The organism is Komagataeibacter europaeus LMG 18890 (assembly GCF_000285295.1).
Classification (GTDB): Bacteria; Pseudomonadota; Alphaproteobacteria; order Acetobacterales; family Acetobacteraceae; genus Komagataeibacter; species Komagataeibacter europaeus.
This window is the reverse complement of sequence record NZ_CADP01000060.1, coordinates 1-19,442: the sequence shown is the minus strand read 5'-3', so window position 1 is coordinate 19,442 and position 19,442 is coordinate 1. Positions and strand designations below refer to the sequence as shown.

The 19,442-nt window shown below is 57.7% G+C and carries 15 protein-coding genes, 3 tRNA genes, 3 rRNA genes and 1 pseudogene; 15 read left to right on the top strand and 7 right to left on the bottom strand.

Annotated features, from left to right (window positions below):
* From GEU01_RS14575 to GEU01_RS14545, 7 genes are all read left to right on the top strand, one after another.
* Positions 1-270 (top strand): 16S ribosomal RNA (locus tag GEU01_RS14575); the annotation flags it as partial.
* Between the two features lie 169 nt (positions 271-439).
* Positions 440-516 (top strand) — tRNA-Ile (locus tag GEU01_RS14570).
* 34 nt (positions 517-550) lie between these two features.
* Positions 551-626: transfer RNA gene (locus GEU01_RS14565), tRNA-Ala, on the top strand.
* A gap of 400 nt (positions 627-1,026) precedes the next feature.
* A 23S ribosomal RNA gene (locus tag GEU01_RS14560) occupies positions 1,027-3,765 on the top strand.
* A gap of 113 nt (positions 3,766-3,878) precedes the next feature.
* Positions 3,879-3,994: ribosomal RNA gene (gene rrf, locus GEU01_RS14555) — 5S ribosomal RNA — on the top strand.
* A gap of 21 nt (positions 3,995-4,015) precedes the next feature.
* Positions 4,016-4,092, top strand: a tRNA-Met gene (locus GEU01_RS14550).
* Positions 4,093-4,270: 178 nt separating this feature from the next.
* Positions 4,271-4,783: a hypothetical protein gene (locus GEU01_RS14545; RefSeq protein ID WP_019086665.1), complete on the top strand. Its 513-nt coding sequence runs from the start codon at positions 4,271-4,273 to the stop codon at positions 4,781-4,783.
* On the opposite strand, the gene GEU01_RS14540 is transcribed toward GEU01_RS14545, so the two are convergent.
* Positions 4,780-5,487, bottom strand: coding sequence for a TetR/AcrR family transcriptional regulator (locus tag GEU01_RS14540; protein WP_232272552.1), 708 nt, complete (start codon positions 5,485-5,487; stop codon positions 4,780-4,782). The two genes, GEU01_RS14545 and GEU01_RS14540, sit on opposite strands and share 4 nt — an antisense overlap.
* Positions 5,488-5,679: 192 nt before the next feature.
* On the opposite strand from GEU01_RS14540, the gene GEU01_RS14535 reads away from it, so the two are divergent.
* The 4 genes from GEU01_RS14535 (at position 5,680) to GEU01_RS14520 (ending at position 12,506) form a co-directional block, all read left to right on the top strand.
* The gene (locus tag GEU01_RS14535) at positions 5,680-6,822 is read left to right on the top strand and encodes an efflux RND transporter periplasmic adaptor subunit (protein WP_019086663.1); all 1,143 of its coding nucleotides are present in this window, start codon (positions 5,680-5,682) and stop codon (positions 6,820-6,822) included.
* A 6-nt stretch (positions 6,823-6,828) separates the two neighbouring features.
* Positions 6,829-9,954, top strand: coding sequence for an efflux RND transporter permease subunit (locus GEU01_RS14530; protein WP_010511517.1), 3,126 nt, complete (start codon positions 6,829-6,831; stop codon positions 9,952-9,954).
* On the top strand, positions 9,954-11,456 hold the full coding sequence (locus tag GEU01_RS14525; RefSeq protein ID WP_019086662.1) for an efflux transporter outer membrane subunit: 1,503 nt from the start codon (positions 9,954-9,956) through the stop codon (positions 11,454-11,456). The genes GEU01_RS14530 and GEU01_RS14525 overlap by 1 nt, the downstream gene beginning before the upstream one ends.
* Before the next feature lie 384 nt (positions 11,457-11,840).
* Positions 11,841-12,506, top strand: a complete 666-nt coding sequence (locus tag GEU01_RS14520; protein ID WP_019086661.1) for an HAD family hydrolase — start codon at positions 11,841-11,843, stop codon at positions 12,504-12,506.
* Positions 12,507-12,659: 153 nt separating this feature from the next.
* Here the strand turns inward: GEU01_RS14520 and arfB are convergent, their stop codons facing one another.
* Positions 12,660-13,067 (bottom strand): alternative ribosome rescue aminoacyl-tRNA hydrolase ArfB, encoded by a 408-nt coding sequence (gene arfB, locus GEU01_RS14515; RefSeq protein ID WP_010512247.1) that lies wholly within the window; start codon positions 13,065-13,067, stop codon positions 12,660-12,662.
* 133 nt (positions 13,068-13,200) lie between these two features.
* Between arfB and GEU01_RS14510 the strand changes: the two genes are divergently transcribed.
* Genes GEU01_RS14510 through GEU01_RS14500 form a run of 3 tightly spaced genes read left to right on the top strand, consistent with a single transcriptional unit; the run spans position 13,201 to position 13,936 of the window.
* Positions 13,201-13,485: a hypothetical protein gene (locus GEU01_RS14510; RefSeq protein ID WP_010512245.1), complete on the top strand. Its 285-nt coding sequence runs from the start codon at positions 13,201-13,203 to the stop codon at positions 13,483-13,485.
* A 20-nt stretch (positions 13,486-13,505) separates the two neighbouring features.
* Positions 13,506-13,661, top strand: a complete 156-nt coding sequence (locus GEU01_RS26365) for a hypothetical protein (RefSeq protein ID WP_010512243.1) — start codon at positions 13,506-13,508, stop codon at positions 13,659-13,661.
* The gene (locus tag GEU01_RS14500) at positions 13,661-13,936 is read left to right on the top strand and encodes a hypothetical protein (RefSeq protein WP_019086660.1); all 276 of its coding nucleotides are present in this window, start codon (positions 13,661-13,663) and stop codon (positions 13,934-13,936) included. Before GEU01_RS26365 ends, GEU01_RS14500 begins: the two co-directional genes overlap by 1 nt.
* 123 nt (positions 13,937-14,059) lie before the next feature.
* On the opposite strand, the gene GEU01_RS14495 is transcribed toward GEU01_RS14500, so the two are convergent.
* The 4 genes from GEU01_RS14495 to GEU01_RS14480 all read right to left on the bottom strand — a co-directional run bounded on the left by GEU01_RS14495 (position 14,060) and on the right by GEU01_RS14480 (position 18,575).
* Positions 14,060-15,025, bottom strand: a complete 966-nt coding sequence (locus GEU01_RS14495) for a glycosyltransferase family protein (RefSeq protein WP_019086659.1) — start codon at positions 15,023-15,025, stop codon at positions 14,060-14,062.
* Positions 15,026-15,203: 178 nt separating this feature from the next.
* A complete protein-coding gene (locus GEU01_RS14490; RefSeq protein WP_019086658.1) occupies positions 15,204-16,004 on the bottom strand; it encodes a glycosyltransferase family 2 protein in 801 nt (266 codons plus the stop codon).
* On the bottom strand, positions 16,001-17,578 hold the full coding sequence (locus tag GEU01_RS14485; RefSeq protein WP_232272551.1) for a CgeB family protein: 1,578 nt from the start codon (positions 17,576-17,578) through the stop codon (positions 16,001-16,003). The genes GEU01_RS14490 and GEU01_RS14485 overlap by 4 nt, the downstream gene beginning before the upstream one ends.
* A gap of 277 nt (positions 17,579-17,855) precedes the next feature.
* Positions 17,856-18,575 carry a helix-turn-helix transcriptional regulator gene (locus GEU01_RS14480; protein ID WP_019086656.1) on the bottom strand — a complete coding sequence of 240 codons (720 nt, stop codon included), beginning with the start codon at positions 18,573-18,575 and terminating at the stop codon, positions 17,856-17,858.
* A 212-nt stretch (positions 18,576-18,787) separates the two neighbouring features.
* On the opposite strand from GEU01_RS14480, the gene GEU01_RS24485 reads away from it, so the two are divergent.
* Positions 18,788-19,057 carry a glycosyltransferase gene (locus GEU01_RS24485; RefSeq protein ID WP_232272550.1) on the top strand — a complete coding sequence of 90 codons (270 nt, stop codon included), beginning with the start codon at positions 18,788-18,790 and terminating at the stop codon, positions 19,055-19,057.
* A 31-nt stretch (positions 19,058-19,088) separates the two neighbouring features.
* On the opposite strand, the pseudogene GEU01_RS14470 reads toward GEU01_RS24485, so the two are convergent.
* Positions 19,089-19,442: pseudogene (locus tag GEU01_RS14470) on the bottom strand (IS5-like element IS1032 family transposase); the annotation flags it as partial.

Genomic DNA, 19,442 nt, shown 5'->3' with positions numbered 1-19,442 from the left:
CCGAGCCGATCTCAAAAAGCCGTCTCAGTTCGGATTGCACTCTGCAACTCGAGTGCATGAAGGTGGAATCGCTAGTAATCGCGGATCAGCATGCCGCGGTGAATACGTTCCCGGGCCTTGTACACACCGCCCGTCACACCATGGGAGTTGGTTTGACCTTAAGCCGGTGAGCGAACCGCAAGGACGCAGCCGACCACGGTCGGGTCAGCGACTGGGGTGAAGTCGTAACAAGGTAGCCGTAGGGGAACCTGCGGCTGGATCACCTCCTTTCAAGGATGTGTTCTGAGGATGGTCTGGGTAACTGGACTGTTTTGGAACGCTTCTTATATAAAGTCCTTGCCTGCAGGATCGGGCAAGGCACAGCTAGGTAGGCTGCCTGCACTTCGGTGTAACGCGCCGTCAACATATCCCTTCCAGCGACAATCAATGGACCCTTTTGGGGCTAGTAGCTCAGTTGGTTAGAGCACACGCTTGATAAGCGTGGGGTCGGAGGTTCAAGTCCTCCCTGGCCCACCAGTTCTGCTGCGTGCGTGTGATGGCATGCACTGATGGGGGCGTAGCTCAGCTGGGAGAGCACCTGCTTTGCAAGCAGGGGGTCGTCGGTTCGATCCCGTCCGCCTCCACCAATGACTGGTGTCGAGAGGGTAGGGAATGGCTGGAAGCCCCATGGGCTGAAGCGCTGGACTGGAAAGATTGTCGCCGGAAGATAATGGAGATCGGACGGATGCCTTGTGGAACCGCGTTGGCGGTGCACGGGGTGTTGCGGTCTGGTAAGTTTGCTCTTTGATAATGTGAATAGGTTGGTGCGTTCGTGGACGTGCCTTTGTCACGGGTTGGTCTGGCCCGTGGATGGTCCGAGCAGTCGGAGTATCCATGCTAAGTGATGAAGGCGCATGCGTTCATGAACGAGTTAAGTGTTGAATTGTGCGATGCACTGCACTTTCTCTGTGCGGGTGTTGTTGCTCGATCTGCCGGCTGGTTATCTGGCTGGTGGCTTGAGTGGATGGCTCCTGTGCATGTGTGGGCAATGAGCGCGATAAGGGCATTCGGTGGATGCCTTGGCACCAGGAGGCGATGAAAGACGTGGCACGCTGCGAAAAGCCATGGGGAGCCGCGAGCAGGCTTTGATCCGTGGGTATCTGAATGGGGCAACCCACCCAGCGATGGGTATCATGTTCTGAATACATAGGGACATGAGGCGAACCCGGGGAACTGAAACATCTAAGTACCCGGAGGAAAAGACATCAATTGAGATTCTGCTAGTAGTGGCGAGCGAACGCGGAACAGGCCAGTGTTCATTTTTGAAGAAGCAGAACGGAATGGAAAGTCCGGCCATAGCGGGTGATAGCCCCGTATGCGTAGTGTCAGGAATGATCCTTGAGTAGGGCGGGACACGTGAAATCCTGTCTGAACATGGGGGGACCACCCTCCAAGCCTAAATACTCCCTGGTGACCGATAGTGAACAAGTACCGTGAGGGAAAGGTGAAAAGCACCCCGACGAGGGGAGTGAAATAGACCTGAAACCGAATGCCTACAAGCAGTCGGAGCCTCTTATGGGGTGACGGCGTACCTTTTGTATAATGGGTCAGCGAGTTTCTGTTTGCAGCAAGCTTAAGCCGTTAGGTGTAGGCGCAGCGAAAGCGAGTCTGAACAGGGCGACGAGTTGCTGGCAGAAGACCCGAAACCGAGTGATCTAGCCATGGCCAGGCTGAAGGTGCGGTAACACGCACTGGAGGGCCGAACCCACGCCTGTTGAAAAAGTCGGGGATGAGCTGTGGCTAGGGGTGAAAGGCCAATCAAACTCGGAAATAGCTGGTTCTCCGCGAAATCTATTGAGGTAGACCGTCGAGTATTACCCCGGGGGGTAGAGCACTGGATGGGCTAGGGGGGCCCAAAGCCTTACCAAACCTAACCAAACTCCGAATACCAGGAAGTATGAGCTCGGCAGACAGACAGTGGGTGCTAAGGTCCATTGTCGAGAGGGAAACAGCCCAGACCACCAGCTAAGGCCCCCAAATCGTGGCTAAGTGGGAAAGGATGTGGGGATTCCAAAACAACCAGGAGGTTGGCTTAGAAGCAGCCATCCTTTAAAGAAAGCGTAATAGCTCACTGGTCTAATAGAAACCCTGCGCCGAAAATGTAACGGGGCTCAAGCCACGTGCCGAAGCTGTGGGTGCATACTATGTATGCGCGGTAGCGGAGCGTTCCGTAGGTCTGTGAAGGAGACGGGGTGACCCTCTCTGGAGATATCGGAAGTGCGAATGCTGACATGAGTAGCGACAAACAGTGCGAGAAACACTGTCGCCGAAAGTCCAAGGGTTCCTGCGCAAGGTTAATCCGCGCAGGGTGAGCCGGCCCCTAAGGCGAGGGCGAAAGCCGTAGTCGATGGAAACCGGGCAAATATTCCCGGGCCTGCCAGAAGTGACGAATGCAATATGTTGTCGGGTCTTATCGGATTGATCCGGCTTTTGGCGCATTCCAGGAAATAGCTCTGGCATATAGACCGTACCCGAAACCGACACAGGTGGACTGGTAGAGAATACCAAGGCGCTTGAGAGAACGATGCTGAAGGAACTAGGCAAATTACTTGCGTAACTTCGGGATAAGCAAGACCCGTCAGTGGGCAACCATTGGCGGGTGGCACAGACCAGGGGGTAGCGACTGTTTAGTAAAAACACAGGGCTGTGCGAAGTCGAGAGACGACGTATACGGCCTGACGCCTGCCCGGTGCCGGAAGGTTAAGAGGAGGTGTGCAAGCACCGAATTGAAGCCCCGGTAAACGGCGGCCGTAACTATAACGGTCCTAAGGTAGCGAAATTCCTTGTCGGGTAAGTTCCGACCTGCACGAATGGCGTAACGACTTCCCCGCTGTCTCCAGCATCGGCTCAGCGAAATTGAATTCCCCGTGAAGATGCGGGGTACCCGCGGTCAGACGGAAAGACCCTATGAACCTTTACTGCAGCTTTGCAGTGGCATCAGAGACATTCTGTGTAGGATAGGTGGGAGGCTTTGAAACCGGGGCGCCAGTTCCGGTGGAGCCATCCTTGAAATACCACCCTGACTGTTTCTGATGTCTAACCGAGGCCTGTTAGCCAGGTCCGGGACCCTGCATGGTGGGCAGTTTGACTGGGGCGGTCGCCTCCCAAAGTGTAACGGAGGCGCGCGATGGTGGGCTCAGGTCGGTCGGAAACCGACTGTCGAGTGCAATGGCATAAGCCCGCCTGACTGTGAGAGTGACAGCTCGATCAGAGACGAAAGTCGGCCATAGTGATCCGGTGGTCCCGCGTGGAAGGGCCATCGCTCAACGGATAAAAGGTACTCTAGGGATAACAGGCTGATCTCCCCCAAGAGTCCACATCGACGGGGAGGTTTGGCACCTCGATGTCGGCTCATCACATCCTGGGGCTGGAGCAGGTCCCAAGGGTTCGGCTGTTCGCCGATTAAAGTGGTACGTGAGCTGGGTTTAGAACGTCGTGAGACAGTTCGGTCCCTATCTGCCGTGGGTGTTGGAGACTTGAGAGGATTTGTCCCTAGTACGAGAGGACCGGGATGAACATACCTCTGGTGCACCGGTTGTCGCGCCAGCGGCACAGCCGGGTAGCTAAGTGTGGACGGGATAACCGCTGAAAGCATCTAAGCGGGAAACCCACCTCAAAACAAGGTCTCCCCGAGGGCCGTGATAGACCATCACGTCAATAGGCCAGGTGTGGAAGCGCAGCAATGCGTGCAGCTAACTGGTCCTAATCGCCCAATAGGCTCATTCCATCGCCACATAACGTGGCAACATACATGCACAGCAGTCATCCACTCTTCAACACACCATACAGCACCAACCCATCACATCCTCTCAGCCCCTCCCAAAGGGATGACTGGATGACCTGGTGGCCATGGCGGGGAATGATCCACCCGATCCCATCCCGAACTCGGCCGTGAAACACCCCAGCGCCCATGATACTGTGCCTTAAGGCACGGGAAAGTCGGTCGCCGCCAGGTCTTCCAGTCACCCCTCACCACCGCGGGGTGGAGCAGCCCGGTAGCTCGTCAGGCTCATAACCTGAAGGTCATAGGTTCAAATCCTATCCCCGCAACCATGAATAAACGTCTGAAAAGACTAAGAAAAAGCCACCCTAACGGGTGGCTTTTTTGCGTCAGGTTTAAAAAATACCGTATACGACCAAATGCAGCCCTGCCTAACGATTTTGCGATCTCCTGCTCTCCATTTCCTTACAGTATCCTAACGGCAGGTATGTGTGGGAAAGGGGAAGCCACATGAATCAGACATGGGGAGATTTTCAGGCGATCGTCCAGCTATCGGCTGGCCTGAACGTGGCGATTCTCAGCTTTGTGGATATCAGTCTGCCAGCCATAAAAGAGCGTCGGCGCGTCTTTGCCAAGGCGCAGCAGGAACTGGACATGCATCGTTCCGCCCCTGGCAAGCTGACCAGCGCGGCACAGCTGGAACATGATTGCCAGGTCGATGAAATGAACGAAAAATTATACATGCTGTGGAAGGAGTCATCCGACTTCAGCAATGAAGAAGACTCCCTTATTCATTCTACAGGAATTCTGGGTTTTCTGGGCGCTGTTCTTAGCATGTTCCTGCTGTGGTATTCAGCAGAATATTATGATGTCGTCATTGGCATGACGGGTAAAATAGTGATTTACCTGTCATTCTGCTCGCTTATCGGGGCCTTCATCATCAATTTCATGACGGCATCACAAGCCAGCGTCTTTACCAAGAAATGCAACGCGATCCGTCAGGAAATGCGCCAGAACCTCTAGGGAACCGGACTGCCGGACCGATTGCAGTCCTGCCGGAAACCAGCCAGGAAAATCCGTGCCGCATGGTGAAAGCGCGGCCGCATGTTTTCTTCAATCCATGTTGATTCGGATGCGCAGGCCAGGCTCTGCAGCATCAGGTCGCCTATGGTCATGCCGAACAGCATGTTGCTGTAAATACATATATCGCCTTCCACAACATAGTGGTTCTGGCGCACATAACGGTCCAGCCAGCTGGTCAGCACGTTTCCCTTTCCGCCGGCACGCAGGCTGGTCAGGATCTGCCGGATATCCGCTGATTCCTGTGATTCGGTAATCAATGCCCGGATCAGGCTGATACGGTCGGGCCGGAGAATGATCCGACCAAGGTTCATCAGCAGTTCGGTCAGTTCCTCCGCCGGGTTTTCACGGTAGTGGCATTCGTCTGGCGTGACATTGAACAGCCTGCTGTTGATCAGGGTATGGAACAGGTCCTGCTTGGAATGGAACATCTGGTACAGCGTGCGCTTGGACATGGCGGAATGCTGCGCCACCTTGTCCATCGAGGCCGCATGGTAGCCGCATTGCTGCAGCACCTCGCTTGCGGCGTCCAGAATCCGTTCCCGCCGTTCGCATTCTTCCATTTCTGGCGGTCGGCCTGGCCCACGCCTGCGGCTGTCGCAATCGTGCGACGCAGATGCGGGGGCTCCATGTCCATTCTTGCTCATTCGTAATATGCTCCGACCGCTTTTGTACGGGTGTCCTGCTTGACCGGCTTATGGAGACGATATAGTTTTCTATTCATTGAAAACCAAATGGTTTCGTTATTTGGCTTTCTTATGGCGGCCATGTGCGGGAAACGGCACACCCGTGATTCAGAAACATTTTATATATAACGGCCTACAAGCCGGTTGGTGACCATGATGCATTATTCCCGTGTCGTAGCCCCGGCGGCTTTGATACTTGCCCTGGCGGCATGCCAGCGGCATGCGGCTTCCCCCAAGCTTCCGCCACAGCCGGTCAAGGTTGTGACGCTCAAGACGGCACCGGTGGAAATCCACACGACGCTGCCGGGGCGTACCGAAGCCTTTGAAATCGCGCAGGTCCGCCCGCAGGTCAGCGGCGTCATCCAGCAGCGCCTGTTTGTCGAAGGCACTGATGTGCAGGCAGGGCAGCAGCTGTACCAGATCGATCCCCGTATCTATCAGGCGGCAGTGGACAGCGCGCAGGGCCAGCTGCTGCACGCACAGGGCAGCGAGGTCACCGCCCGCGCCAAGCTGAACCGCTACGGGCCATTGCTCAAGGCCCATGCCGTCAGCCAGCAGGAATATGATGACGCGCTGGCCGCCGAACGCGCGGCACAGGGTGATATCCTGACCGCCAGGGGACAGCTGGAACGCGCCACGGTTGATCTGGGCTATACCCACATGAATGCGCCGATCACCGGGCGCATTGGCCGTTCCATCCTGACCGTTGGTGCGCTGGTAACCGCCAACCAGACGAACAACGTCGCGATCGTCACCCGGCTTGACCCGATTTATGTGGACGTGAACCTGCCCGCGACCGAACTGCTGCGCTTCAAGCGTGAACTGGCGCAGGGACGGCTGACGCGTGCGGGTGATAACGCCGCCGCCATCACCATTTCACTGGAGGACGGCACCACGTACGAACATTCCGGCCGCATGGAATTTTCGGAAGTGAATGTTGACGAATCCACGGCCACGGTTGTGGTGCGTGCCGTCATGCCCAATCCCGATCGCCTGCTGCTGCCGGGCATGTATGTCCATGCCCAGCTGGCCGAGGGCACGGACCCCACCGCCCTGCTGGTTCCGCAGCAGGCGGTGCAGCGCAATTCCCATGGTGACCCGCAGGTATGGGTGGTTGATGCCGATAACAAGGTGAACCTGCGCGCCATTACCGTCAGCCAGGCTATCGGCACGGACTGGCTGGTGACGGGCGGGCTGAAGGGTGGTGACCGCGTGGTGGTCGAGGGCCTGCAGAAGATCCATCCCGGCGATACCGTGGCCCCGGCGGATGTGTCCGCCCCGCCCCAGGCAGGATAAGCCCCCATGTCTCTGTCACGCTTTTTTATTGACCGGCCCGTTTTTGCGTGGGTGATCGGGCTGATCATCATGCTGGTGGGCGGGGTTTCGATCTTTCGCCTGCCCATTGCCCAGTATCCCAGTATCGCCCCGCCACAGATCGCGATTTCGGTCACCTATCCCGGCGCGTCCGCGGATACGGTGAACGATACGGTCGTGCGTCCCATCCTGCAGCAGATGTTCGGGCTGGATCATCTGGAATATATTTCCTCGCAGTCCTATGCATCGGGACAGATGGAAATTGACCTGACCTTCGCTCAGGGAACCAATCCCGACATTGCGCAGGTGCAGGTGCAGAACAAGCTGCAGCTTGCGCAGCCCAAGCTGCCGCAGGAAGTGACGGCGCAGGGGCTGAGCATCACGAAGGCCGTCAAGAACTTCATGATGGTCATCGCCTTCATCTCGACCGATAACAGCATGAGTGGTGCGGATATCGCCGATTACGTGGCGTCCAACATCTCCGATCCGCTCAGCCGCGTGACGGGTGTGGGCGACCATACGCTGTTCGGTTCGGAATATGCCATGCGCATCTGGCTCGACCCGTCCAAGCTGTACAAGTACGGCCTGACGGTGGGCGATGTGCAGACCGGCATCCAGACACAGAACATACAGGTCTCGTCCGGTGAGCTTGGTGGCGTGCCCGCGGTCAGGGGCGCGCGTCTGGACGCCACCATCATCGGGCCGACACGCCTGCGCTCGCCTGAGGAATTCGAGAAGATTCTGCTCAAGGTACAACAGGACGGATCGCAGGTGCGCATCCGCGATGTCGCCCATGTGGAACTGGGACCGCAGACCTACAACACCCATTCCTTCTACAACAACATGCCTGCATCGGGCATGGCGCTGAAACTGGCGCCCGGGGCCAACCAGCTCCAGACCGAAACGGCAGTCCGCACCCAGATCAAGGAACTGGAACAGTTCTTCCCGCCCGGGCTGAAGACCGTCTATCCGCTGGATACGGAACCCTTCATCGTCCTGTCGATCAAGGACGTGATCATCACGCTGATCGAGGCGATCGCGCTGGTGTTCCTGGTGATGCTGGTGTTCCTGCAGAACTTCCGCGCCACCCTGATTCCGACCATCGCGGTGCCGGTGGTGCTGCTGGGCACGTTTGGCATCCTGGCCGCCCTTGGGTTTTCCATCAATACGCTGACCATGCTGGCCATGGTGCTGGCGGTCGGCCTGCTGGTGGATGACGCCATCGTGGTAGTGGAAAACGTCGAGCGCGTCATGACCGAAAAGCAGCTTTCCCCCAAGGAAGCCGCCCGTCAGTCGATGGATGAGATTTCGGGCGCGCTGGTTGGCATCGTGCTGGTGCTGACGGCGGTGTTCCTGCCCATGGCGGCCTTCAGCGGGTCAACCGGGGTGATCTACCGGCAGTTTTCCATCACCATCGTCGCGGCCATGTGGCTGTCGGTGCTGGTTGCCATGGTCATGACGCCCGCCCTGTGCGCCACCATGCTCAAACCCGGCAGTCATGAAAAGACCACGGGGTTCGCAGGCTGGTTCAACCGTCATTTCACGCGCCTGACAAATGGCTACCAGAAGGGCGTGACCCGCGTGCTGGGGCATGCCGGGCTGTCCATGCTGGTGTTTGCGTTGATTACGGTAGGTGTCGGCTGGCTGTTCATGCGCCTGCCCGGCGGCTTCCTGCCCGATGAGGATCAGGGCCTGATCTTTGGCCAGGTGACCATGCCCGCCGGTTCCACGCTGGAGGAGACGGCAGCCGTCAACCGCAAGGTGGCCGACTACATCCTGAAGACCGAGGGCAGGAATGTCGAATCCGTCTATTCCATGAACGGGTTCAACTTCGCCGGGCAGGGGCAGAGTGCTGGTGCTTTCTTCATCCGGCTGAAGGACTGGGACGAACGCCCCGCCGCCAGCCAGACGTCGGCCGCGATCGCCATGCGCATCATGATGCATTTCTGGATGGACCCGGTGGCGCAGATCTTCGCCATCAACCCGCCCGCCGTTCTGGAACTGGGTAACGCCACCGGTTTTGACCTTGAACTGGAAGACCGTGGCCACCTTGGGCATTCCAAGCTGCTGGAAGCGCGCAACATGGTGCTGGGCATGGCGGCGAAGGACCATCGCCTGACGGCCGTGCGCCCCAATGGCATGGAAGACGCGCCACAGTTCCACCTGAACATCGATCGTGAAAAGGCCAATGCGCTGGGGATCACCATCGCGGATATCAACACCACGATCGAAGGCGCGCTGGGGTCGATCTACGTCAACCAGTTCCTGCGCGATGACCGTGTGAAGCAGGTCTATATCCAGGGCGAGCCGGATGCCCGCATGATCCCTGATGACCTGAACAAGTGGTATATCCGCAACGCAACGGGCGGCATGGTGCCGTTCAATGCCTTCGTGTCCGGCGAGTGGATCATGGGACCGCAGAAGGTGGAGGACTATAACGGCCTCAACGCCTTCGAAATCCTTGGCCAGCCGGCAGCGGGCTACAGTTCGGGTGATTCCATCGCCGCAATGAAGGAAATCCTGGCCAAGTTGCCCAAGGGCGTCGGCTACGAATGGACGGGCCTGTCCTTTGAACAGATGGCGTCGGGATCGTCCACCGGGCCGCTTTATGCGCTGGCCATGATCGTCATCCTGTTCTGCCTTGCCGCCCTGTATGAAAGCTGGGCCATTCCCTTTGCCGTCCTGCTGGTCATCCCGCTGGGCGTACTCGGCGCGATTGTCGCAACGCTGGGGCGTGGGCTGGCCAACGACGTGTATTTTCAGGTCGGCCTTCTGACCACCGTGGGGCTGGCGGTCAAGAACGCCATCCTGATCGTGGAATTCGCCAAGGCATTTTTCGAAAATGGCGCAACGCTGGAGGAATCCGTGCTGGAAGCCGGGCGTGAGCGCCTACGGCCCATCCTCATGACCTCCATTGCCTTCGTGGTGGGCGTGTTCCCGCTGGCGATCGCCACGGGGGCGGGGTCGGCGGCGCGTATTGCAATCGGCACGGCGGTTGTGGGCGGCATGGTGACGGCGACGTTGCTGGCCGTTTATTTCGTGCCGCTGTTCTTTGTGGTTGTGCTGCGCCTGTTCCGTGTGCGGCGCATGTCCGAACGGGCAAAGGGAGAATAATGCAGATGACCGTTCTCCCTACAATCCGGCGCGTGGCCACGGCAGGCATGGCGGCAGTACTGCTGGCGGGATGTACGATGATCCCGCATTACAGGCGGCCCACGCCCCCCCTGGCCAAGGCATGGCCGGCCTATGCCAATACCGGCGATCCGGTGCAGGAAAACCCGCTGGCGGCCAATCTGGGCTGGTCGGAATTCTTTACCGACCCCCGGCTGAAGGCGCTGATTGCCATCGCCATCCGCGAAAACCGTGACCTGCGGCAGGCAGCGGCCGATATCCGCCGTGCGCAGGGGCAGTACGATATCCAGCACGCCACCCTGTTTCCCGCCATCAGTGGCGGGGGCGAGGCAATGTACCAGGGACCGTCGGACGCCGCCGGTCTGAGCTTCGCGCCGGGCCTGGATACCGGCAACCCGCCCATGTTCAAATATTACCAGATGGGCATTGGCGTTTCATCCTACGAGATCGACCTGTTCGGACGTATCCGCAGCATGTCGCGGGAAGCCGCGGAACATGCGCTCATGCAGCGCGAAAACGCCCGTGCGATGCTGATCAGCATCATATCGCAGGTGGCCTCGACCTATATCTCCTGGCTGGGGGATCAGGCGCAGCTTCGCCTGTCGGATGAAACCATGGCGTCCCAGCAGCAGACGCTGGACATGGTCAAGACCCGTTTCGCGCATGGTGAGACGGATGAAATGAATGTGCGCCAGACCGAAACGCAGGTTGCGCAGAGCGGCGCCTTCCGTGATGAGTCGCGCAGGCATGTGGCGCAGGATGAAAACATGCTGACCCTGCTGATTGGCCAGCCCATTCCCGATAACCTGCCCCCCGCGCACCCGCTGGGGCAGCAGACCATCATGCAGGACCTGCCGCCCGGCCTGCCGGCGGATGTGCTGGAACATCGGCCTGACATCATGGCGGCCGAACATGACCTGCTGGCGGCCAATGCGGATATCGGCGCGGCCAAGGCGGCGTTCTACCCCCGCATTACGCTTACGGCGTCGGACGGGATCAGCAGCCTGCAGCCGCACAAGCTGTTTACCTCGGCCGCGACGACATGGGGTGTGTCACCCCAGTTGCAGGTTCCCCTGCTGAACTGGGGCCAGAACAGCGGTAACCTGAAGGCGTCGCGCGCCATGCGGGCGTCCAAGGCGGCGGCGTATGAAAAAACGGTGCAGTCCGCCTTCCGTGAAGTGGCGGATGCACTGGCCGCGCGTGATACCTACCGTGACGAAACCGGGCAGATGGACCGTTATGTCTCCACCACGGGGGATGCCTACCGGCTGGCCATGCTGCGATACAATGCAGGGACGGATTCCTACCTCACGTCGCTCGTCTCGCAGCGTAACTACCTGCAGGCGCAGCAGTGGCAGATATTCATTGCCGTGTCGCGTTACCAGAACCTTGTGACATTGTACCGTGCGCTGGGTGGCGGCTGGACCGAGCATACCCCCGTTCCCCAGCCAGCCAAGGGGCAGAAGGCCGCGCATAAGGGATAGGACGCGGTATTCAGGATCTGCATATTCCATTACGGCCCGGACATGTTGGTTTCATGCCGGGCCGTAATGTTATTCAAGTAAAATAAAAAAATATTGAATATTGAAGTCATATTTACCGGTAATATAAAATAAAAATCTTAAATAAATTTAAAAAATAAACAAATAACATAAATATATTTTTGTTAAATTGATTACGAAAAAATGTAAATTTTGTTCTTCCAATATGAAAAATCATCCCATATCCTTAATTCATGGCTTCTGGCGCAATATGTTTTTGTTTCGGCGCACAAGAAGTGCATGAAAGGTAGGGTCTGAACTTTGAATTTACATAGCAAATCCGATAATCAACTGCCCGCAGCCGTGCGTCCCGATGGGAAGTTGCGCATGGTTATTTTCGATTGTGATGGCGTTCTGGTCGATGGGGAATACCTGTCCACCTGCATCATGGCGCAGGAAGCGCGGAAATATGGCTGGAACATTACGGACGAGCAGGCAAACAAACTGTTTACCGGCGGCGAACTGGCCAAGATCCGTGACCGTATCGCGCATGAAAGTGGCAAGACACTGCCCGATGACTGGGACATGCAGGTTCAGAACCGCATTGTCACCATGATGAAAACCGACGCCCAGACCGTTGACGGCGCGGAAGACATGCTGAAGGCCACACTTGATCTGGGGTTGCCGGTGCGTATCGGGTCCAATTCATCCATGGCGGAAATGGACGCAAAATTCAGCAGTACGGGTCTGGACCAGATGCTGGATGAAGACCGTATCCATTCCGGACGTGACTTGAACATGCCAAAGCCCCGCCCCGACCTGTATTTATATGCGGCCGAACAGGACAACATTCCGCCGGGCAACTGTATCGTGCTGGAAGATTCGGACGCCGGTGCCGAAGCCGCCTGCCGCGCGGGCATGGCCTGCGTGTTGCTGCGTGACCTGTCGCGGCCTGCGCCGCAGTGGCCGGGATTGATCCGTATCGGGCACCTGTCGGAATTCGTGCCGCTGCTCCAGCGCATCAGGGCGAAACAGAAGCAGGCAGTGGCATAAGGGCCTGTTTGAAAATAACGTCCGATAAAACCATAAAAGTTTCTGGGTGCCGCCTTTTTAAAAAGGCGGCGTTCTTTGAAGCTTTCCTCAAGAAGCTTTACCAAAAACATCTTTGCGTTTTGCGGAATACCTTTTTGTGCTGCTTATCCGTCTTCAATCTGTATAACGGCCGCTACGCCCCTGCTTGACGCGGCTGCGATGCTGTTTGTTGTCCATCCGTTTTTTGCGCTGCGTGCGGGAGGGGCGGGTGGGCACGCGGTAAGCCTGCACCGCACTGGCCTGGGTGATCATGTCCTGCAGGCGGGCGACCGCGTCCTCGCGGTTGCGGGTCTGGCTGCGGAAACGCCGGGCCGTCAGCACGATCACGCCATCGGCTGTCATCCGGCTGCCCGCCACCTCGACCAGCCGGTGCTTGACCCGGCCCGACAGGGTGGGGGAATTGCGGGCGTCAAAACGCAGCTGGGCCGCTGTCGCGACCTTGTTGACGTTCTGTCCGCCCGGTCCGGACGCCAGTATGTAGGTCACATGTAATTCATCATCGGGTATGATGGGGGATGACATGGCGGTTTACGGTCCTGTTGGGCGGAAGGTATATCGTAAGCTTATGGGCCGCCCTGCATGGGCAGCATTGCTGTGCTGGCCGTTTGCTATCACCATGCCTGCCGCATGATGACAAGAGCGGAGTAACACAATCATGAATGATGAGGCGGTCACGGACCAGTTGCGCAAGGCCCTTGCGCAGGCAGCAGGGGACGCGGCGCAGGCCAAGGTGATGCCCGTGGTCAAGATGATTGCGGCCCAGCAGCTTGTGGTCATGGATCTTATGCAGATGCTGGTCGATGCCAAGGTGCTGCATGCGGATGAAATTGCAGCACACATGCGTCATCATATCGATCATACGGATGCAAAGGACATGGCGGCGCGGACCCTGTTTGAACAGGTGCGCGCCCGGTTTGCGTCCGGTGTCAAACCCTCCTGATATCATAAGGAAGTGTGCAGATGGCTGATCATCCCCCCGCCCTGCGGGCAGAAATCGCGGCGCTGAAGACGGAACTGGCGCGTGTGCGTGACGAACTGGCCATGGCGCGCAAGACGATACAGGACCTGAACCTGAAACTGCGGCGTGAACAGACACGTCCCCCCACCGCGCGCTGATGCGGTGCGATGACAAGGTATTTGCCACCATGAACGAAGAACGCGATGCAGCCGGTCGGGCTGTGGTCTATCCTACCGTCAGTTGCGGGGCGGAAGCCGTGCAGGATTCCATCGTGGTCATGGACCTGTTCATGGCGACATCGCCCGAACACATGCCCAAGGGCAACAAGCGTGTGGTGACCGTGCTGCCGCCGGAACTGGCCCTTAACCTTGCCGAACAGCTACGCAGTGCGGCCGAGCGGGTGCAGGCGGCGCGCGCGGATAAAAAAGGCTGAAAGGACAATAAAGGTTTCTGGGTGTCGCCTTTATTTCAGAAAGGCGGCGTCCTTCGAAGCTTTTGAAAAAAGCTTCGCCTAAAACGTCCTAATGATAACGGGATGTTTCCCGGGCGGAGTTTTTCAAACGGTCTCTGACCTGTTGCGCTGGAACTGGCGCATGCCGGCATAACGCAGGTTGAGTGCAACCTGCCTACCCTGGACTGTGGGAATGGTCATGGTGTTTTCCAGCGCGCCGCGCATGGCCTTCTGGGACGCCATGTGCACGATCCCCACGGGCGGATGGGGAAAAAACAGGTTGGCCAGTTGCCCGGTGGTTTCATCCATCAGCCATGGGCCAAGGTAGTTATGGCCGTTATCAAGAAAGGTGACGGGCTGGCCATCAATATACACCGCCAGCGCCATGCATAGCTGGTCCTGTGTAAACGCCATGCCCCGCCGGGGCAGGATCAGCGCCTGCCACCGTCGCAGCACCGGCCAGATCGTGGCATTGCGATGCAGGCAGAACACGCCCGCGTTCAGCAGGGGCTTTGCGCCAATACGCTTGCGGATATGGAACGGCAGCCGGGCGCGACTGGCGTTCTTGTATAAAAAGGAACGGATCTGCATCCACCCCGGACAGATCCAGCGCACCCCCAGCAGGTTGGCGATCTTGGCGCCGATTTCCGGTACAATGGCCAGCGTGCCGCTTTCGCCCGCGGCAAACACCTGTTCCATCGCCCGCCCGTCCTGCACCCATGTATCGGCATCCAGCCACATGATCAGGTCGAATTCCGGCAGCATCTGATCCAGCCACAGCTTGCTTATGTTTATGGCAAGGCTGGGTCGGTTCCGGATGGCGCGTCCGGGGGCATAATCGGGGATATAGGGGGTGATGATCCGTATGCCCTGCGCCTGCAGCCGTTCCACCTGTTCCGGCGTCATGCCGCAGTCGATGACCCCGATGGGCGTATCGGCATGATCGCGTATGGAGGCGACCAGTTCGCATACCAGATGAAAATAGGTGTGATCGCATCCGGTGACGATGATCCGGCGGCTGGTCGCAGGGGGTATGGCGCAGGGGGCTTGCGGTGTCATGCCCGGCATCATAGGGACAAGGCAGGCCCACGGAAATATCCCTTTGTCAAAGGCTGTTTCCTTCACCTGCCTTGCAATATCAGGTGCGGCCATGGAAAGTTTTTGATGAAGCTTTTTTAAAAACCTTCAGAAGAACGCTGCCTTTTTAAAAAAGGCAGTCCCCCAAAAACTTTTATTATCCTTTTATCCCTTACGCCTTCACATCAGGCAGCAGTTGATAGCGCGCGCTGAGTTCAGGGTGCCGGAAGGCCATGATGGCACGCAGGCTTTCATGGGCGGCCCATGCATCGTTCGTGGTGCGTGAATTGCCATGCATGCGATAGCGGCACAGGATTTCGGGAACGTAGGCGGCCTCGAAACCATGGTCGATGAATTTCAGCCAGAAATCATAATCTTCCCAGCCCTGGTCAATATGGCTGTAGCCATCCACGTCCGTCCATGCCTGCCGACGGATCAGGGCCATTACATCAACATAGTTTTCCCGCGCCATCTGGGCGGGATCCCATATGTCGGCAGATCCGATGCGCTGTTCCTTGCCAAAATATTCCAGCTGGCTGTACGTGGCGTCGAACCCGCCATCGCGCGCGGCTTCATGCAGCCGGGCTATGGCGCGGGGATAGATGGTGTTATCCGCGTCCATCACGAACACAAACGCACCGACGGCATGCTTGAAGGCAGTATTGCGGGCTTCGGACGGCCCCTGGTTGCGCGGATGCACGATCAGGGTGCAGCGCCAGAAGCGTTCGCGGTTTTCCTCCATCCATGCGGTGATCAGGGCGACGGAATCGTCTTTGTCTGAATGGTCGTCCACCACGACCAGATCCAGGGCCATATGGGTCTGGGCGGCAATGGAATCGAGGGCTTCGGGAATATACCGGCCGTAATTGAAATTGGTGACGCATATGCTGACAAGGTCCGCCGGTTTCTTGCGGCGGCTGCGGAATGTGAACGCGGTCTGGCCGGTGGCCATCCATGGGGCGGTAATGCTCATGCCTCCGGCGTGCTCCATACATGCGAAATGAACCCGCGTATCCGCGCGCAGCGCGCACGGTTATGGGCAGGGGTATCGATGGCCCGCATGGCGGCCAGGCGCACGTCCTCGGCCTTTGCCTGGCCATCGGGCGTGTTCAGCAGCCATTCGATCAGGTTGGGAATGTGGCGGCCGCTTTCTTCAAGGAAATGCACATTGGGGCGAAAGACCGGATGCGGCAGGCAGGGTTCCGATACCACTACGCTGCCATTGGCCATCGCACCCTTGACGATGCGGTGCCATTCAAAAAAACCGTAATCGTCACGGTGGATGTTAAGCGCGATACGGGAATGCCCCGCCACATGCGACGCCAGGCGTGACAGGGGATTATCCCGCGGGCTGCTATCTATGGGCGTGGTGAATTTGCGATAATAGAAGTAATTGCGAAACTGCGCGAAGAAACCGGCATTGCAGGCAAAGAATTTCTCCCGGTGTGCCGACAGGCCGCCAAAGAAACTGATATCGAGCTGCCGGTCGGCAAAGGGGGTATGCCGGTCGGGATGCCTGCGGCATGCAGGCGGCAGGATGCGCACCATGGCATGCTGCATGTCGCCTTTTTGCAGGTAGTTGCGTTCAGTGCCGACATTGGGGGTGAAGTGGATGGCTGGCAGCCCCGCCTGCCGGAAGCTTTCCGCCATCTGGTGACAGATGTCGATGACACCGGCCGCCATGAGCAGGAAAGGAATGCCGCGTTCAAACCACAGGGTCTGTGGCTGTTCGGTATTGAACATGATGGCATCACGGATAATGGCGCCAGTGGCCCAGTCCTGACCCTGTCCCAGATGGAAGAATTCATGCGGGGCCACGAAAATGCACAGTTCGGGCCGGTCATCGGGGTTGCCGGTTTCATCCAGCAGGACACAGTTCAGCCCGCTCTCACGCAATGTCGTGCAAAGGTCCGATGCGATTTCGTGAATGAATACATTGCCGTTGGAATTGTAATAGACCCCGATGCCATCCGGCACCGCGCCATCAGCGACCATATAGTCCGCATCATCCAGCCCCTTGGCCGCGCACAGCGCACCCAGCGTGCGCGAGACATGCAGGGCGCCGAAAATGCGCCGCCCTTCCGGCACGCCATACAGCAGGGCATGTTCGGCCATGTCCGTGGTCGTGCGTTCGATGTCACGATTGATGTCGTGATAGAGATCGGGGGTGAAGAACGGCAACTGTTCCAGCGTTCGTGCGCCAATGCTCAGGTCTTCCAGATGGAAGCGGGGCAACAGCCCATGATGGGCGATATGGCAGCCACCATGCGTTTTCAGGAAATGAATGAAGGGGTTGCGGTTGCCGGCATCCGCATCGGGATACTGGCGCAGGTATGACGCGGGGCGGAAATTGCGGTTGGGCTGGCGTCCTTCCCGGAAACCGTATTTGACATAGTGGATCAGGGGATCAATTTTCGACCCGGCAACGTCCTGATGTACCGAAAGGTAGAAATCGGCATCGAACAGGCCTGATTCCTCTATGGTTTCAAGATCCTGCTGCTCGGTCGGGGTCAATGTCAGGAGCAAGTCCGCGGACAATGTCTTCACCTTGGCTGGGGCGGGATGGAATAACGGGTGGCAGGGCCACCTGTCGGGCGCGCACAGTCATTCTGCTAGGGCAGATCAATTAATAATTGATTATCCGGCCTGCTTATTTTTACCCGGATTGCAGGTGAAGCGTGGGGTACAGGGCGTATCCTGTACCAGCATTGCATAAATCGCCCTGTCGGGATGCCGCCATGCCCCAGCCAGCCATCCCGTGCAGGGGGCAGGTGGGCATGAGCGGTCATGGTCCCGTCAGGTAACGGCCCTGACGGGCAGAATGCTAGATGACGATCAGGCCAAGCGAGATGGCCTTGAGCACGGTCGTGACGCGGTTGGTGCAGTCCAGCTTGCGCTGCGCATTCTTGAGATGGAATTTTACGGTATTTTCATTCAGCTTCAGGATATCCGAGATATCCACCGTGGTCTTGCCATTCGCCACCCATGACAGACATTCGCATTCACGCTGTGTCAGCATGGGAAGTTCAGGTTCCGGCGGCGTCGTCAGGTAATGGTAATGCTGATAATACTGCATGGTCAGCATTGAAAGGGCCGCCTGAACGCGTCGCGATATCGCCTTGCGTGCAAGTTGTCCGAAATTGACCACGAAGACCGAAGAATCCGGTCCATGGATCGGCATGACAAAACCGTCCTGCAGGCCAAGGTCATGCATGTCGGTGACCAGTGCTCTTTCCTGCTTCTGCACCGGGTCGCATGCATGCCATCCGAACCCTGTATGACTGGTCATGGCGCGGCGCAGCACCGGGTCCACCTGCCCGTAACTGCGGTTCATGTAGTGCGTGGTCCAGTGGACAGGGTAGCTGGATGTCGTGGGACGCAGGCCGCCGGGCTGGAACTTCTTGATGATACCCGCGACACAGTAGAAATCACCGATCTGGCTGACAGCTTTATGAAACTGGGCGGCCAGTTCGTCCACGGTGCGCGTGTTCAGCATCGCGTCCAGCGTATCCATGACCCTGCTGTTGAAAAGGTCGCGATTCAAAAACCGTATCCTGTATCAGTCTCGCTGGTTATGGAACCATCTGCCTTGACAGGGCTATCATATTCGCGGGCATGGTACCAATACCCCGGTGACATGCAGCGGGAAAACCGGCACGGCATGCAGTCTTCTTTTTTGACGCTGCCGGAAATTAATTCTAGAAATATCCGTTTATGAATTTAGCCATTTGTGCTGTCGGTTTCAGGTCAGGTCATATGAATTCCCAGTCGCCTTCTCTACCTCGTCTTGCCATTGTTGTTCCCTGTTACAATGAATCTGAAGTCTTTTCTTATTGCCTGACGGAACTCGGCGGCTATCTTGGCCGGATGATCAGTGACGGGATGATCAGTCCCGCCAGCTATCTCCTGTTTGTGGATGATGGCAGCCGTGATGACACATGGCGGCAGATCAGTGCCGCAACCAAAAGCCATGCCCATGTCCGTGGCCTGAAACTGTCATGTAATACTACGGGCTATCACCTTTGACCTATATGAGCCCATTTTCTGAGAGCCTGAATCAGAAAGCGGTTTGATTGATTTTTCGCAGAACTCTGCGGATATGGGCAATCATCAACCACGCGTGGGATGAAGAGATTGTTGCCTCGACATCCTTCGTGAGGCGACGGCAGCGTCCGAGCCATGCAAAGCTACGCTCCACGATCCAGCGTTTGGGCAGGACGACGAAGCCTTCGGCCCGATCGCTACGCTTGACGATCTCGATCGTCCATCGGCCGAGTTCAGCCAGCGCACCACGCAACTTCTCGCCAGCATATCCCCCGTCACCGATCAGATGGCGAAGCCAGGGAAACAATGAGCGTATCCTGACCGCTACCAGCGGCGCACCATCACGATCCTGAATGTCGGCGGGATG

Bases quoted from the DNA above. Each gene is read 5' to 3' on its own strand.
- GEU01_RS14500 (WP_019086660.1), top strand. From the start codon at position 13,661: ATGCGGTGCGATGACAAGGTATTTGCCACCATGAACGAAGAACGCGAT.
- GEU01_RS14545 (WP_019086665.1), top strand. From the start codon at position 4,271: ATGAATCAGACATGGGGAGATTTTCAGGCGATCGTCCAGCTATCGGCT.
- GEU01_RS14490 (WP_019086658.1), bottom strand. From the start codon at position 16,004: ATGAGCATTACCGCCCCATGGATGGCCACCGGCCAGACCGCGTTCACA.
- arfB (WP_010512247.1), bottom strand. From the start codon at position 13,067: ATGTCATCCCCCATCATACCCGATGATGAATTACATGTGACCTACATA.
- GEU01_RS14510 (WP_010512245.1), top strand. From the start codon at position 13,201: ATGAATGATGAGGCGGTCACGGACCAGTTGCGCAAGGCCCTTGCGCAG.
- GEU01_RS14520 (WP_019086661.1), top strand. From the start codon at position 11,841: ATGGTTATTTTCGATTGTGATGGCGTTCTGGTCGATGGGGAATACCTG.
- GEU01_RS24485 (WP_232272550.1), top strand. From the start codon at position 18,788: ATGAATTCCCAGTCGCCTTCTCTACCTCGTCTTGCCATTGTTGTTCCC.
- GEU01_RS14540 (WP_232272552.1), bottom strand. From the start codon at position 5,487: ATGAGCAAGAATGGACATGGAGCCCCCGCATCTGCGTCGCACGATTGC.
- GEU01_RS14530 (WP_010511517.1), top strand. From the start codon at position 6,829: ATGTCTCTGTCACGCTTTTTTATTGACCGGCCCGTTTTTGCGTGGGTG.
- GEU01_RS14525 (WP_019086662.1), top strand. From the start codon at position 9,954: ATGCAGATGACCGTTCTCCCTACAATCCGGCGCGTGGCCACGGCAGGC.
- GEU01_RS26365 (WP_010512243.1), top strand. From the start codon at position 13,506: ATGGCTGATCATCCCCCCGCCCTGCGGGCAGAAATCGCGGCGCTGAAG.
- GEU01_RS14495 (WP_019086659.1), bottom strand. From the start codon at position 15,025: ATGATGCCGGGCATGACACCGCAAGCCCCCTGCGCCATACCCCCTGCG.
- GEU01_RS14535 (WP_019086663.1), top strand. From the start codon at position 5,680: ATGATGCATTATTCCCGTGTCGTAGCCCCGGCGGCTTTGATACTTGCC.